6 protein-coding genes are annotated in these 13,923 nt (G+C 73.7%); 3 read left to right on the forward strand and 3 right to left on the reverse strand.

Features of this window, described 5'->3' with window-relative positions:
• Window positions 1–88: 88 nt before the first annotated feature.
• The gene (locus WMF19_RS17335; RefSeq protein WP_437900121.1) at window positions 89–2,002 is read left to right on the forward strand and encodes a L,D-transpeptidase; all 1,914 of its coding nucleotides are present in this window, start codon (window positions 89–91) and stop codon (window positions 2,000–2,002) included.
• 41 nt (window positions 2,003–2,043) lie between these two features.
• Here WMF19_RS17335 and WMF19_RS17340 read toward each other — a convergent pair whose 3' ends face one another.
• Window positions 2,044–2,760: a hypothetical protein gene (locus tag WMF19_RS17340; protein WP_437900122.1), complete on the reverse strand. Its 717-nt coding sequence runs from the start codon at window positions 2,758–2,760 to the stop codon at window positions 2,044–2,046.
• Between the two features lie 565 nt (window positions 2,761–3,325).
• Here WMF19_RS17340 and WMF19_RS17345 point away from each other — a divergent pair.
• The gene (locus WMF19_RS17345; RefSeq protein WP_437900123.1) at window positions 3,326–6,919 is read left to right on the forward strand and encodes a protein kinase domain-containing protein; all 3,594 of its coding nucleotides are present in this window, start codon (window positions 3,326–3,328) and stop codon (window positions 6,917–6,919) included.
• Between the two features lie 11 nt (window positions 6,920–6,930).
• Here the strand turns inward: WMF19_RS17345 and WMF19_RS17350 are convergent, their stop codons facing one another.
• Window positions 6,931–8,934 (reverse strand): PAS domain S-box protein, encoded by a 2,004-nt coding sequence (locus WMF19_RS17350; RefSeq protein WP_437900124.1) that lies wholly within the window; start codon window positions 8,932–8,934, stop codon window positions 6,931–6,933.
• A gap of 439 nt (window positions 8,935–9,373) precedes the next feature.
• Between WMF19_RS17350 and WMF19_RS17355 the strand changes: the two genes are divergently transcribed.
• A complete protein-coding gene (locus tag WMF19_RS17355) occupies window positions 9,374–10,066 on the forward strand; it encodes a hypothetical protein (protein WP_437900125.1) in 693 nt (230 codons plus the stop codon).
• 207 nt (window positions 10,067–10,273) lie between these two features.
• Here WMF19_RS17355 and WMF19_RS17360 read toward each other — a convergent pair whose 3' ends face one another.
• Window positions 10,274–13,819 (reverse strand): protein kinase domain-containing protein, encoded by a 3,546-nt coding sequence (locus tag WMF19_RS17360; protein WP_437900126.1) that lies wholly within the window; start codon window positions 13,817–13,819, stop codon window positions 10,274–10,276.
• Window positions 13,820–13,923: the final 104 nt, after the last annotated feature.

Below are 13,923 nucleotides of genomic sequence, written 5' to 3' on the forward strand. Positions count from 1 at the left end.
GCGGAGCCCCGAGGAGCCAGCCACCGGCGCGCGTCCGCCGGGTGTTTTGGGCTTTTCGTCGCGCGCCGATTTTGGCAAGTAGGCCCGCATGGGCGCCCTGCTGTCCTCCGGGAAGCCTCACGGTGCGCGGCGCGCGGCGCGCCTCGCTCTCTGTCTCGCTCACCTCGCGGCGCTCACGGCCGCGGCGTGCGGCTGTCGCAAGCCCGCGGACGCCTCGGCGGACGCGGGGGCGGCGGCCCCTGCCGGCGACGCGGGCGCCGACGCGGCTCCCTCGGCGCTCGCGTCGACCGAGGGGCAGGCCGCGCCCGCGGCGCCCGCGGGGCCCGCGTGGCCGCCGAGCGACAAACCGCTGCTCGGCGTGACGGCCTTCGTGGCGACCGTCTACAAGGAGCCGCGCGACACGTCGAAGAAGCTCGGGTACCTGCGCGTCGGCTCCAGGGTGCCCCGCTCCGCCGAGCCCGCCGGCACAGCGGGCTGTCCGGGCGGCTGGTATGCGATCGAGCCCCACGGCTACCTCTGCGTGGGTGAGGACGCGACGCTCGACCTGAACGACCCGATCCTCAAGGCGGCCGGCCCTGGGCCGAACATGAGGACCGCGCTCCCGTACCGGTATGCCTTCGTCCGCGCGGTGCTGCCGCTCTACCTGCGCGTCCCCACCGCCGAGGAGCAGCGCAAATCGGAGTTCAAGCTCGACGAGCACCTGTCGTGGTTCGAGGAGAACAAGGCGACCGTGCAGCGGGTCATCCTCGGCGCGAACGACGTGGCGATCGACGCGCGCGGCGTGCCGCTTCCTGGCAAGCAGCTCGGCGAGCTCGGCCTTGGGAAGAACTCGCTCGAGCTCGGCGAGGGCGCGCTGCTCGGCGGGGAAGGGGACGGCGACCCGATCCCGTTCTGGCTCGAGGGCGGCAAGCGCCTCATCCGCAACATCAGCGACTTCAAGGTCCCGGACTACGCGGTCTTCGCCGATCGCGCGCGGCGCTTCACCGGGCTCTCGCTGATCGGATCGTTCACGACCGGACCGGAGTCGCTGAGCCGGCGGTTCGCGATCACGACCGATCTCCGGCTCGCGCCTGCGACGAAGATCAAGCCCGACACCGGCTCTCCCTGGCACGGCGTCGAGCTGACCGACGCGCTCACGCTGCCGCTCGCCTTCGTCCGCGCGCGGAGCGCCCGCGACGTCCAGATCCAGGGCGACAAGGCGACGCCGGGCAAGGAGCTGCCGTTCCGGGACATCGTCCCGCTGACCGGCAGGATGCGCCGGATCGAGGGCGTGAAGTACTACCGCACCCGGGATCAGCGGTACGTGAGCCAGCTGGACGTCGGGCTCGCGGTCGCGCCGTCCGCGTGGCCGGAGGTCGCCGAGAAGGGCGAGAAGTGGATCGAGGTGTCGATCACGCACCAGACGCTGGTCCTCTGGGAAGGCAAGCGCCCGGTCTACGCCACGCTGGTCTCGACCGGCCAGGCCGGGGTGGCCGATCCCAAGACCACGACCGCGACGGTGCGCGGCATCTTCCGGATCCGCAACAAGCACATCACGGCGACGATGGACTCGAACGAGTCGTCGAGCGTCGGCGGCCGCGCGGAGACGACCGCCGACGCGCCGTCGGCCTCGCGCGGCGCGAAGCCGGAGAAGGGCGGCTCCTCGAAGGAGCGATCCCCGAAGAAGCCCGGCGCGAGCGCTGCGGCGAAGCCCGCGGCGGGCGAGAAGGTGGTCCCCCGGAAGGGCGACGGGGAGTACGGCGTGACGCGGCGCCGCGGCGAGGGGACCTATGCCCTCAAGGACGTGCCGTACATCCAGTACTTCGCGAGCGGCTACGCGCTCCACGCCGCGTACTGGCACGACGTCTTCGGCACGCCGCGCAGCCACGGCTGCATCAACCTGTCGCCCATCGACGCCCACCGGCTGTTCCTGTGGACCGATCCCCCGGTGCCGCCCGGATGGCACGCGATCAACACGGGCGAAGAGCTGGGCGAGGGGACGACGGTCATCGTGCACGAGTAAGCGACGCGATCGCTGTCTGGATGAAGGGGTGCGGGGGGGCTTCAGTGCTTCGGCGCGGTGCGGAGGAGGTCGGTCAGGGCGTCGTCTGCAGAGGCGGCGAGGGCGTCGAGGAGCGCGGCGAGGTGGGCGTGCTGGTCCGGGGTGAAGGGGGGCATGCCGAAGCGCGCGCGGACGCCTGAGAGGCGAAGAGCTAGGCCGGCGCCGTCCTGGTAGCCGGCGATCCAGGGGCCGCGGAGGAGCTCGTCGCAGATGCGACGGAGCCGCGACTCGAAGGCGGCGCGATCGGCGAAGGGGCCGGCGGGGGAGGGGGCGCGCTGCTGGAAGTGGTGGATCGAGGCGGCGGCCTCGGTCGGGGCGCCGTCGATTGCGTCGAGGCCGGCGCGGAGGTCGTCGAGGAGGGGCGCTAGGCCCGTCCTGCGGACGAGCGCGCCGTCGAGGCACATCTCCCAGAGCACGTGGGCAAACAGCGCGAGCCGGGGCGCGCCGAGCGAGGCGGCGCGCAACGCGGCGGCGAGGCGGCGCTCGCCCTCCACGAAGACGGGAGCGGCGTGGAACCAGCGGTCGACGGCGACGTGGTGGTCGATGCCGGCCAGCACCTCGGCGAGGCGGGGCGGCGGGGCCGCGGGGCGATCGGGCGCGCGGGAGGGCCTGACGCGCCGGTCGGCCATGCGCCAGAGGTCCGGGAGCATCGCCGCCGCGCCCGCGGCGGCCGAGCCGAGGTCGCGCGCGGCGAGGTGGCGATGAAGCAGGAAGTTCATGCGTTCAGGATGGCGCTGCCGTCCGCGGCGGTCGACGGTGAACCGACGCGGCGCGCTCTCCCTCGCCCTTCCGAATTCCCGCTGTGGGGCTAGGGATACGGCTGCTTCGGCGACGCGGCGGGCCCGTGAGGGCCTGCAGCGCAGGCCGACCGTGACAGGCAGGAGCGCCCATGAGCTGCCTGTCCCCGGTCCAGGAGACTCGTCTTCGTGCTCGATCCACCGGTACGCGCCGCGTGGTGCGCGTGGCGATGAGAGAAGCGCGATGACGGCAAGGCGCCTCGATGGACCAGAGCTGCGGTGGTCCGGCGGTCCGAGTTCTGCCGCAGCGCCGCAGCGCTCATGTAGGCAGACCGGCGCCGTCGAGCTCGAATCGCCGGCCTCATCGTTACCCGGCCAGCGGAGATGGATCCATGCCAGTCGCCCGTCGCGGCCGTCAGGGCCCCTTTTCCTCCTTGGAGCCGCGAGTTCGGCGGGGCCCCACGCGCGCCCCGCCTCGCACATCCCCTCGCCCGCGGCCGTTGCTTCTCTTGCTCGGGGTTCGGCGCAACAGGTAGCCTAGGCAACGATGCAGGCCAGCGACCCGTTCGGCTGGGTGGGGTCGATCATCGACGGCCAGTTCGCCGTCGAGGCGCTGGCGGGCGAGGGAGCGTTCGGCGTCGTCTACCGGGCCCGGCACCTCGGCTTCGATTCGCCGGTCGCCGTCAAATGTCTCAAGATCCCCGCGGGTCTAAGCCCTGACCAGCAGGACGGTTTCCTCGCCAAGTTCCGCGAGGAGGCGCGCCTGCTCCACCAGCTCTCGCGCCGGACGATGGGCATCGTCCAGGCGCTCGACATCGGCGCTGCCGCCGCTCCGAGGGGGCCCTGGACGCCGTACATCGTCATGGAGTGGCTGGAGGGCGAGACGCTCGAGCAGGATCTCAAGCGCCGCAGCGCCGAGAAGCTCCCGCCGAGGAGCCTCGGCGACGCGATCCGGCTCCTCGCGCCGGTCGCCTCCGCGCTCGCCGTCGCCCACGACGAGAACGTGTCTCACCGCGACGTCAAGCCGGCCAACCTGTTCCTGCTCGGCGATCGCATGAAGGTGCTCGATTTCGGGCTCGCCAAGGTCTTCTCCGAGACGCCGACGTTCGCAGAGGCGCTCGTCCAGACGGGACGAACGTTCCGCGCCTTCACGCCGCAGTACGGCGCGCCGGAGCAGTTCAGCCCGCGGTTCGGCGCCACAGGGCCCTGGACCGACGTCTATGCGATGGCCCTCATCCTCGTCGAGGTCGCGAGCGGTCAGCCCGCCCTCTCGGGCGGCGACGTCATCCAGCTCTTCGTCGCCTCGAGCGACGAGGCGATCCGGCCGAGCTTCCGTTCCCGCGGGGTGAACGCGAACGCCGACGTCGAGGCGGTCCTCGGCCGCGCGCTCGCGATCAACCCCTCGCAGCGGTTCCACAACCTCGGCGAGATGTGGGCCGCCCTGGAGGCCGCCCACCGCTCCAGCATCGTCGTGGTGGCGCGCGACACCCTGCGCGCGCCCGCCTTCGGCCCGAGCGACACGAACGACGACGCTGACGGGCTGCTCGACCTCGCCGCCGTCCACCTGCCGCCGCTGCCGCCGCCGCCGGCGCTGTCGGTCCCGCCGCCGTCGCTGCCGCCGTCGTCGAGATCGTGGATGGCGCCGGACAGCAGCGGGATGAGGGGGAGCGTGAGCTCCGATCGCGGCTCGCCGCGGACCCGGGCCGCGCTGCCGTTCGAGGGTGGAGAGCACCGGATCTGCACCGTCCTGTTCGCCGATCTGTCCGAGGCGACCGCGCTCTCGTCGCGGCTCGATCCCGAGGACGTCAAGGACGTCGTCGACCGCTGCTATCAGGTGCTCGCGGAGCACGTCGAGCAGATGCACGGGATCGTCGAGCGGCCGATCGGCGGGCGCGTCATGGCCGTCTTCGGCGTCCCCCGCTCGACCGACAGCGACGCCGAGCGGGCGATCGTCGCGGCGCTCGGCGCGCAGGCCGCTATTCCGCGCCTCGCGCTGCCGCGCGCTGCGCGATCGGTCCGCCTCTCGGTGCGGTTCGGGATCGCGACGGGGCGGGCCTTCGTCGGCGCGGGGGGCTCGGCGCGGCAGGACCTCGCCGTCATCGGCGACGCGGTCGACGGCGCGGGGCGCCTGCAGCAGCTCGCGCCTCGCGGCGCGATCGTGATCGGCCGCGACACCCACCGCCTCGTCCTCGGGCGCTTCCACGTCGAGCCGATCGACGCGGGCGCGGGCGCGAATGCGGTCCGGGCGCCGGCGGCGCCTCCGGCGTCCACCGCTCATGGCGCGGCGCAGCCGATCTACCGCGTGCTCGGCGAGGCGCCGCTCCACCACGCGTTCGCGCCGCCCGATTTCCATGGGCTCTCGACGCGCCTCGTCGGGCGCGGCGCGGAGATGCAGCGCCTGTGTGATCTCGTCGAGACCGCCTTCCACGAGCGGCGGCCGCGCCTCATCACGCTGGTCGGCGCGCCCGGCGTGGGACGGACGCGGATGCTCGCAGAGCTCTTCGCGGGCCTCCGCGACGGCGGCGCCGGGGGCGGCGCGCCCTCCTCGGAGCGCGGGTACGCGCTCGCGCCGCCCGGGGGGCTGCTCGCCCTCTCGGCGCAGTGCTCGGCGCTCGCGCAGGACTCGAGCTATGGCCTGGCCGGCGCGCTGCTCCGCCGCTGGTTCGGGATCCACGAGGCCGATCCGGCCCAGGTCATCCTGCGCAAGCTGCGCCGCGGTCTGCGCTGGATCCGGCTGCGCGCCGCGCGCGCCCGCGTCCGCGCCGAGCGGGAGGCCGCCGGCGCGGGGGCCAGGGCCGCCGCGCTCGGGGGCGCGTCGCCCATCGTGACCCGCGCGTCGTCCGTCCCGCTCCGAGGGCCGATCAGCTCGACCGTCAGCGGGCGCAGGGGAGCCGGGGCGGCGCGCTACGAGGACGACGACGAGCTCGATCCGTCCCCCTCGCTGTCGAGGCCGAGCGGGGGGAGCGACCTCGAGGAGATCCTCGCCCGGCTGGCGGCGATCCTGGGCGCGCGGCCTGCGCCCGCAGGGCTGCTCGAGGCCGCGGCGCGCGGCAGCGTGCTGGCGAGGCGCCGGATCGCCTCCGCGCTCGTGCTGCTCGTCACCTTCGCCCTCGAGCGGACGCCGATGGTGATCGTGTGCGACGACCTGCAGTGGGCCGACGACGCGACGCTCGACCTCGTCGAGGAGCTCGTGGCGCACGCCGAGGGGCTGCCGCTCTGCATGGTGTGCACCGCGCGCCCCGAGCTCTACGAGCGCCGCCCCGACTGGGGCGTCGGGAAGGAAGCGTACGTCCGCGTCGACGCGTCACCGCTCGCGCGGCGGCACGCGGAGGAGATGATCCGGGATCGGCTCCGCGGCGCCTCCGCGCTCGATCTCGAGCTCGTGCGCGCGATCGCCGAGCGCTCCGAGGGCAACCCGCGAACCGTGGAGGAGACCCTCCACCTGCTCGTGGACGCCGGCGCCATCGAGGCCCAGGAGGGCGCGTGGCACGTCCGTGACGACGCGCTCAGCGCGCTGAGCCTGCCGCCGGCGGTGCACGGCGTGGTCCAGGCGCGCCTCGACCGCCTGGACGAGGCCGCGCGCGGCCTCCTCGCGCAGGCCGCGGTCGTCGGCCGGACCTTCTGGGAGGGCGCGGTCGAGCGGCTCCGGAACGACGCCCCGCAGGCGCGCTCGCCGATGTCGAGCGAGCGCATCCTCGCGGAGCTCCAGGATCTCGATCCGCCGTTCTCGGTGCGCCACGGCGGCAGCGCGTCCACCGCCGAGCTGCTCGCGCGCCTCTGCGAGCGCCAGCTGATCCGGCTCCGCTCCCCGGCGTCGTTCCCCGGCGAGCGCGAGTACGTGTTCGTGGAGCAAGCGACGTGCGAGGTCGCCTACGAGATGCTGAGCCTCAAGATCCGCCGGCGGATCCACCTGCTCGTCGCCGACTGGATCGAGCACCGCGCCCCGAACGCGGCGGCGCGCGACGAGGGCGCCGCCCTCCTCGCCCACCACTACGAGCGGGGCGGCGATCTTCGGGCGGCCGCGGCGGCGTACGACCGCGCCGCGGCGCACGCCGCCGCGATCGGCGAGGGCGCCGCGGCGGCGCGCCACGCGGCGCGCGCCCGGGAGCTCCACGACGAGCTCGCGGCCGACGACGCGTAGGCAGGCCGCCGCTACCGCGCCTTGCCGCGCGCGTTCGGCAGCCGGGCGCCCGACACGAGCAGCGCGTGGCGCAGGGCGTCCTCGAGCGCGCCGAAGGTCTCGAGCGTCCGCGCGTCGCTTCCGAGCGTCACGATGGCCTGCGCGACCCCGGGGGAGATGCCCGACACGAGGCAGCGGCTGCCGAGCAGGCTCGCGGCCCGGGCCACCTGGAACAGGTGGTCGACCGTCGGCGTGTCCGCGACCTCCACGCCGGTCAGATCGAGCACGGCGAAGTGGGCCTGCGTGCGGACGATCTCCCCGAGCAGCTTCTCCATGATGTCCGTGGCCCGGGCGCTGTCGAGCGCGCCGATGATGGGCAGCACGAGGACGCCCTCCCACGCCTGGATGATCGGCGTCGACAGCGCGCGGATCGCCTCCTGCTGCTGGCGCAGGACGCTCGCGGTCCGCTCGCGTTCGGCGTTCTCCGCGGCGAGCATCCGGTTCTTGCCTTCCAGCTCCTCGGCGTACACCTCGAGGCGCTCGATCGACTGGCGCAGCTGATCTTCGAGCCGCTTGCGCTCGGTGGTGTCCCGCATCGTCACGGCGACGCCGCCCTGGATCGGCACGATCTGGTGGTGCACCCAGACGCCCGGGCGCGACGCCTGGGCGGTCGGCGCGGGCAGGAGGATCTCCTCCTCGATCGGCGCCCCCTTCCGGAGGCCGCGCAGGCACCTCGCGAGGAGGACGCCGGCCTCGACCGAGTGGACGAGCTCCGAGAGGCGCTGGCCGAGGAGCTGCTCGCGCGGCATCGACAGCATCGTCGCGGCGCGCGCGTTGAGCCCGGTGATCACGAAATCGGCGATCTCCTCGCTGTCGTCGCGGTGGGAGGCCAGCGTGAGGAACGCGTCCATGCTGGCCTCGACGGCCGCGTGGAAGCGCGCCTCGCTCTCCCGGCGCTGCTCCTCGGCGCGCCGGCGCTCGGTGATGTTCTCCCCCACGATGAGCGCGTTCGTGACCTCGTCGGCCCCGCGGATCGCGCTGACGTGGTTCGCGTACCACGCCCGCCCGCCGTTCGCCCCGAGGCCGACCACCTCGTAGCTCGCGCGGCCCCCCTCCTGGAGCACTGTCCGGAGTGCCTCCCTCACCGTGGCGTGGTACTCCGGTGCCGTGAAATCGTAGAGGCTCCGGCCGACGATGCTCTCTTCCCGGACCCCGGGAGACGGCCGGTTCACCGAGACGATGCGCGCGTCCTTGTCGACGACCACCAGGTGGTGCGGGATGCCGTCGTACAGCGCCCGCAGCTTCTCCTCGGACTCACGGAGCGCGATCTCGGCGGTCTTGCGCCGCGTGACGTCGCGGGCGACGAAGTAGACGAGCCCCTCGTCGAGCGCGAGCATCGCGTTCCACTCGAGCCACCGGTACGAGCCGTCCTTGCAGAGGAACCGGTTCTCGTAGGTGATCGTCTGCGCGCCCGTCGAGAACGTGTCTGTCTCCGAGAGGGTGCGCGCCTTGTCCTCGGGGTGGATGAACTCGAGGTAGGGCCGCGCCATCAGCTCCTGGCGGCTGAACCCGAGCGTGCGCTCCCACGAGGGGCTGAGCTCCTTGAACCGCCCGTCGAGCGTCGCGGCGCCGAGCATGTCGACGGCGAGCGCGTAGAGCCGCCGCTGCTCCTTGTCCTCTTCGCGCACGACGGCGCGCAGGATCGGCCCTGCTCGGTCGGGGAGGGGGAGCCGCGCGATCTGCGTGTCGGCCTGGATGAAGTCCCCGCCTGGGCGCCGGTAGAGCCACCGAAACCGCTGCGGCTCGCCCCGGCCCGCCGCGTCGAGCCGCTGCGCGAGGCCTTCGGCGGAGGCCTGTCCGTCGGGCTGCAGCAGCGGCGCGAGGTCCGTGAGCTCCCGTCCGACGAGGCCGTCCGCGGACCCGGCGAGCAGCCGGATCGCGCTCGGATTGGCGTCGATCACGCGGCCGTTCTCCAGGAGGAGGAGCGCGTCTTCGGCCGCCTCGAACGCGGCGCGGTGCAGATCAGGCTGGCTCATCGTGGGCGCCGCAGGGTGTCAGGAGCGCTGTGCCGCCGTGTTGTCCTCTCGATCTCGATCGCCAATCAGCACCTCGAGCGGCCGCCGACACCCCCGCTCGGTCGCTGCCGCCAGCGGCGCATTGTGCAGGAAGCCTCGGTCGAGGTCCATGAGCCCGCGCGCGGCTCGGCGCGGGCCGTTGTCGTCGTCGCCGTCTTCGGCGTCGTCCTCGCGGGTTTCGTCTCTCGTACGCTCCCTGGTTCGAGATCCGTTCCGGTGCAGGCCGCTCGCGCGGCGGCATTCGAGCGCTCTTGCCTTCGTCAATGTTGTCTGCCTGCCACACGCCGGCGACGGCCTCTCGCGTGCTGCGGGCGCCGTGGTAGCGTTGGTCTGCATCGCGGGGGGTTCCTTCTGCGCTGCCTGTCGGCAGGCAGCTCTCGTGCGGTGCGAGGGGGGTGCGATGATCTCAGAGGCGTGCGGGCTCTGCGCTTGGCCGGCGAGCCTTCTCGTCGACGACGTACAGCGGCACAAGGGTGCGCTCCTGGACATGGCGCTGCAGATGCGTGTGGACGACAAAGAGCCGCTCGCGCGCGTGGCCTTCCGGGGCGCGCTCTACTGGCAGCGCTGGCTCCTGACGAAGGAGCCTGGGCTCCACGAGGAGGCTCGGGTCGTCTCCGGGCTCGAGTTCGCCCGAGAGGCCGGCGACTGGAAGGAGGCCGACATGCTCCTTGCCCACGCCGACAGCTCGAGCGCCCTCGCCGGTCTGCCGTTCGTCGATCACTGGAAGGCGCTCGTCGCGCAGCACTTGCCGGAGCAGGTGAGCGACGAGCACGAGCTCGAGGAGACGTTCCAGGAGTTCCGGCGGCACCCCAGCGAGGAGGCCGCGGAGAGCGTGCGGCGCTGCGCCACGGCGATCGCGCCCCTCGGGTCGCCGGTCCCGGTGCACAGCCTCCTGGCGCGTGTGGCGATGGATCTCGGCCAGACCGAGGAGGCGGAGTTCCACCTCGCCGCGCTCGTCGTCTGCAGGCCGCTCTGGATCCCCTACGTCGTGCAGCTGGCCGAGCACCAGGCGAGGCTCGATCTGCCGCGTGCCCTCCGCACGATCGAGGACGCGCGCCGCCTCTTCGGCCCCGACTTCTGGCTCCCTCTTTGAGCGGGACTCACCCGCTTCGGATACGGGCCCATCTCGGCGTTTTCGGTGCTCCGCGCACGGGAGTGCGCCTGCGCGCCGAAAACGCCGATCTGGACCCGTCTCCTGTGCGGGTGAGCCCCGCTCGGCGACGCAGCTCGTGAGAGCGTCAGCCGTCGGCGGCCTTTGATCCTTTGGAGAGCTCTTGTGGCGCCCCCCCGGGCCCCCGCCTCAGGTGCTCTCGAGCGTGCGCATCCAGCCGCTGATCCGCGTCCCCGCCGGCTTGGGCCAGCCCATCCGCGCGAAGCGCTCGAGGAGCTGCGGCGTATGGTCTCCGGTGCGGCTGTCCTTGAAGGCCGCCCGCGCCGCGTCGAGCTCGCGCGCCGCCTCGTGGAAGCGCCCCTCGTGGTACGCGAGCCACGCGAGCGTCAGGTGCCGGTGCTGCCGGGGCTCCGCCTCCGCGAGCGCCACCGCCTCGCACGCCATCAGGTGCTCGCGGGCGAGCTCCGCGTCCCCGCGGTGGAGCGCGATCTGCGCGAAGAGCAGCCGCGCCTCCACCAGGCCCCACGGATCCCCGAGCCGCTCGAAGAGCCTGCCGGCGGCGAGCGCGTGCTCCTCGGCGAGCTCCGGCGCGCCCGCGTCGAGCGCCACCATCGAGAGGAGGCGCTCGCACCCGGCCTCGCCGCGCGGGTTCGCGACGTCGCGGAAGCTCTGCCGCGCCGCGAGCGCGCCCGAGCGCGCCGCCTCGAAGTTGCCGACGCGGTGGTCCGCGTGCGACAGCGCGAGATCGCACTGCGCGAGCCCGAGCCGGTAGCCGATGGCGTCGAAGTCGGCGTGCGCGGTCGTGAGCAGCGCGCGCGCCGCCTCCGAGGTCGCCCCGGCCTGCTCGACCATGCTCTGCAGCAGCAGGCACTGCGCCCGGCCGAGCCGATCGCCGACCTCCATGAACCTCGACGCCCCGGACGCCAGCACCGCCCGCGCCCGCGCGTGCTCGCCGAGCAGGTAGTCGATCTCGCCGAGCAGCACCTCGCACTGCGCCTGCCCGTGGCCGTGGCCGATCTCGTCGAAGATCGCGTGCGCTCGCGCCACGAGCCGCCGGCCCTGCGCCTCCGCGCCGAGGTCCGACGCGATGTGCCCGAGCAGGCGCAGGCAGTGCGCCTGGTTCTCGCGGTCGCCGGCTTGCTCGAAGATGCGCCGCGCGTCCTCCGCGTCGCGCCGCGCCTCATCGAGCCTCCCCGCAAGCCGCAGCGCCTCGCCGCGGAAGCGCAGCTGCGTCCCGAGGCGCGTCCCCGTCAGCACGGGCCGCGCGTCCACCCCGCCCCGGAGGCCCGGGCGCGAGTCGCTCCCCCCGGGCAGCTTGCCGTCCAGCACGGCGAGGTCGCGGAGCGTCGCCGCGATGTCGCGCGAGCTCTGCCAGTGCGCCGCCACGTGCGCGTGCATGAGCGCCGCGGCCTCGTCGGTGTCGCCGGCGCGCAGCAGGCTGACCACCCGGTGCCGGAGGATGCGGCGGCTCGACGCGGCCGGGTGCGCCCCGAGCGCGTCGGCGGCGGCGCGGAACACGCGGGCCGCGTCCGGCTCGAGGAAGAGCTGCGAGAGGAGGTGCTCCTGGAGCAGCGCGTGCGGCCAGCGCAGGCGATCGCCCACGGCGAGGAGGATCTGGGCGCGCTGCATGGACGCGATCGCCCTGTCCGCCGAGATGTCGAGCGAGGTGAGCAGCGCGCGCAGGATCTCGCGCCGGATGTCGCCGCCGAGCGCGGCGGCGGCGCGCGCTCCTGTGCGGAGCTCCTCGGGCAGCGCCGCGAGGCGCTCTTCCCAGAGGTCGGCGGTGGTCGCCGCCTGCACGGCCATCGACGCCCTCGGCACGAAGTACTTGCCCGCGCGCAGCTGGAGGTGGCCGCCGCCCGCCCACGCGTGCAGCAGCTGCAGCGCGAAGAGCGGGTTCCCCTTGCTGCGGGCCGTCGCCGCCTCGGCCGCCGCGTCGTCGAGCGGCAGCGTCTCCCGGAGCAGCGCGTGCGTCTGCGTGGGGTTCAGCGGGGCGACGTCGAGCCGCTCCCCCACGTAGGCCGCGAGCGCCCCCTCGATGCGCCTCGCCGCCACCGGATCGCACTCGACCGCCTCGCTCCTGACCGTCGCCACGACGAGGAGGCCCAGGTTCGGCGCGTCGCGGTGGAGCGTCATGAGCCCCTCGAACGTGGTCGACGAGGCGTAGTGCAGGTCGTCGAGCCAGAGCAGCACCGGCCGGTCCCGGCCGATCCTCTCCAGGGTCTTGCGGATGATCAGCCAGCGGAGCTCGGGGCGGTCCAGGCGGAAGCGCTTCCCTGTCGGGCCGACCGCCTCGCTGCCCGGAGGCGACGGCTTGATCCACTCGGCGGTCGCCGCGACCCACGTCTTGCCGACTTCGTCCTCGGGCGGGACCTCCCAGAGGTTCATCAGCACCTTCTCGACGATCTCGCGCTCGGCCCGCTCCAGCCGGTAGTGCTGGGTCACCGCGCCGAGCACGCCGTCGAGCGGCGCCGCGATGCGCCGGTAGCGCGCGCGGAGCGGCACCATGAGCGCCCGCTCGTGGACCTCCTCGCAGAGCCACTCGGCCAGCCGGCTCTTGCCGACGCCAGCCTCGCCCGCGAGCAGGACGAACCGGTGCATCGCCTTCGGCGCGTCGACCATCTCGGCCACGACCTCCATGAGCCGCGCCCGCTCCCCGGTCCGCGCGACGAACGGGCTCGGCCGGAGCGCGAGCAGCCCGGTGGTCGTCACGGACGGCGGCGGGTCGTCGTCTGGAGGCTCGATGAGCTCGGGCGTGAGCAGCTCCTTGCGGCTCGGGGGCAGACGGCCGCTCGTCAAGAGGGCGATCGGCAGCGGCGTCGCTGTCACGTTCTCGTTGTTGCGCGGCTCGAACCGCTTCCACACCCGCCGCGCGTCGCCCGCGAAGTCGAAGCGGTGCCACGGGCGCTTCGCGAGCAGCCGCTTCGCGAACTTCGCGACGTCGCCCGGCACCGCCGTGGGGAGCGGCAGATCCGGGATCGGCGCGCTCCGGTGCTGCTGGAGGAGCTCGTCGTTGTTGCCGTCGTAGACCTCCCCCCCGGCGAGCAGGGCGTAGAGGATGCAGCCGAGCGCGTAGAGGTCCGTCGGCGGTCCGACGTGGGGCGCCGCGAAGCGGATCTGCTCGGGCGCCATCCAGCCCGGCGTGCCCGCGCCCCAGCGCACGGTGGGTTCGCTCTCCCTCGATCCGTCGAGCCGGTGATCGACCCGGTCCTGGATGAGCCAGGCGAGCCCGAGGTCGAGCACGTGCACGAGCGGCGGCTCGCCCCCGTGCTGCAGATCGACGAGGACGTTGGACGGCTTCAGGTCCCCGTGGATCACGCCCCGCGCGTGCGCGTGCGCCAGCGCGCCGAGCACCTGGTCGATGACGCTCCAGATGATCGGCCAGGGCAGCGGGTCCTCGAGCCGCGCGAGGTAGAGCCACTCGTGGAGCGATCGCCCCGGGACGGCGTCCATGACGAGGTACGGCGTCCCGTTGCTGAGCGCCCCGAAGTCGCGGGCCTTGACGAGCGCCGGATGGGAGAGCCCGGCGAGCGCCCTGGCTTCTTCCTGGAACCACCAGGCGTCCTCGGGGCGGGCCGCCGCGCCTGGCCGGTCGAGCAGCTTCACGGCGACGCGCTCGTCGAGCACGAGATCGCGGCAGAGATAGACGACCCCCATGCCGCCGCGACCCAGCTCTCGGCGGACCTGATAGCGACCGGCCAGGATCGTGCCCGGCAAAAAGCCTTCTTCCGACATGACGGTGAGCCGCCCGATGATAGCCGTGCCGGCCGGGCCCGGTAGACTCGAATCTCGCCAGGCGCCAGGCGCCAGGCGCCAGGGCGTCGAGGCGGCCCGAGGTC

It is taken from the genome of Sorangium sp. So ce124 (assembly GCF_051525235.1).
Taxonomy (GTDB): Bacteria; Myxococcota_A; Polyangia; order Polyangiales; family Polyangiaceae; genus Sorangium; species Sorangium atrum.

What these genes read in the sequence shown, in the direction of transcription:
- WMF19_RS17335 (WP_437900121.1), top strand. Translation starts at nt 89, where the DNA reads ATGGGCGCCCTGCTGTCCTCCGGGAAGCCTCACGGTGCGCGGCGCGCG.
- WMF19_RS17360 (WP_437900126.1), bottom strand. Translation starts at nt 13,819, where the DNA reads ATGTCGGAAGAAGGCTTTTTGCCGGGCACGATCCTGGCCGGTCGCTAT.
- WMF19_RS17340 (WP_437900122.1), bottom strand. Translation starts at nt 2,760, where the DNA reads ATGAACTTCCTGCTTCATCGCCACCTCGCCGCGCGCGACCTCGGCTCG.
- WMF19_RS17345 (WP_437900123.1), top strand. Translation starts at nt 3,326, where the DNA reads ATGCAGGCCAGCGACCCGTTCGGCTGGGTGGGGTCGATCATCGACGGC.
- WMF19_RS17350 (WP_437900124.1), bottom strand. Translation starts at nt 8,934, where the DNA reads ATGAGCCAGCCTGATCTGCACCGCGCCGCGTTCGAGGCGGCCGAAGAC.
- WMF19_RS17355 (WP_437900125.1), top strand. Translation starts at nt 9,374, where the DNA reads ATGATCTCAGAGGCGTGCGGGCTCTGCGCTTGGCCGGCGAGCCTTCTC.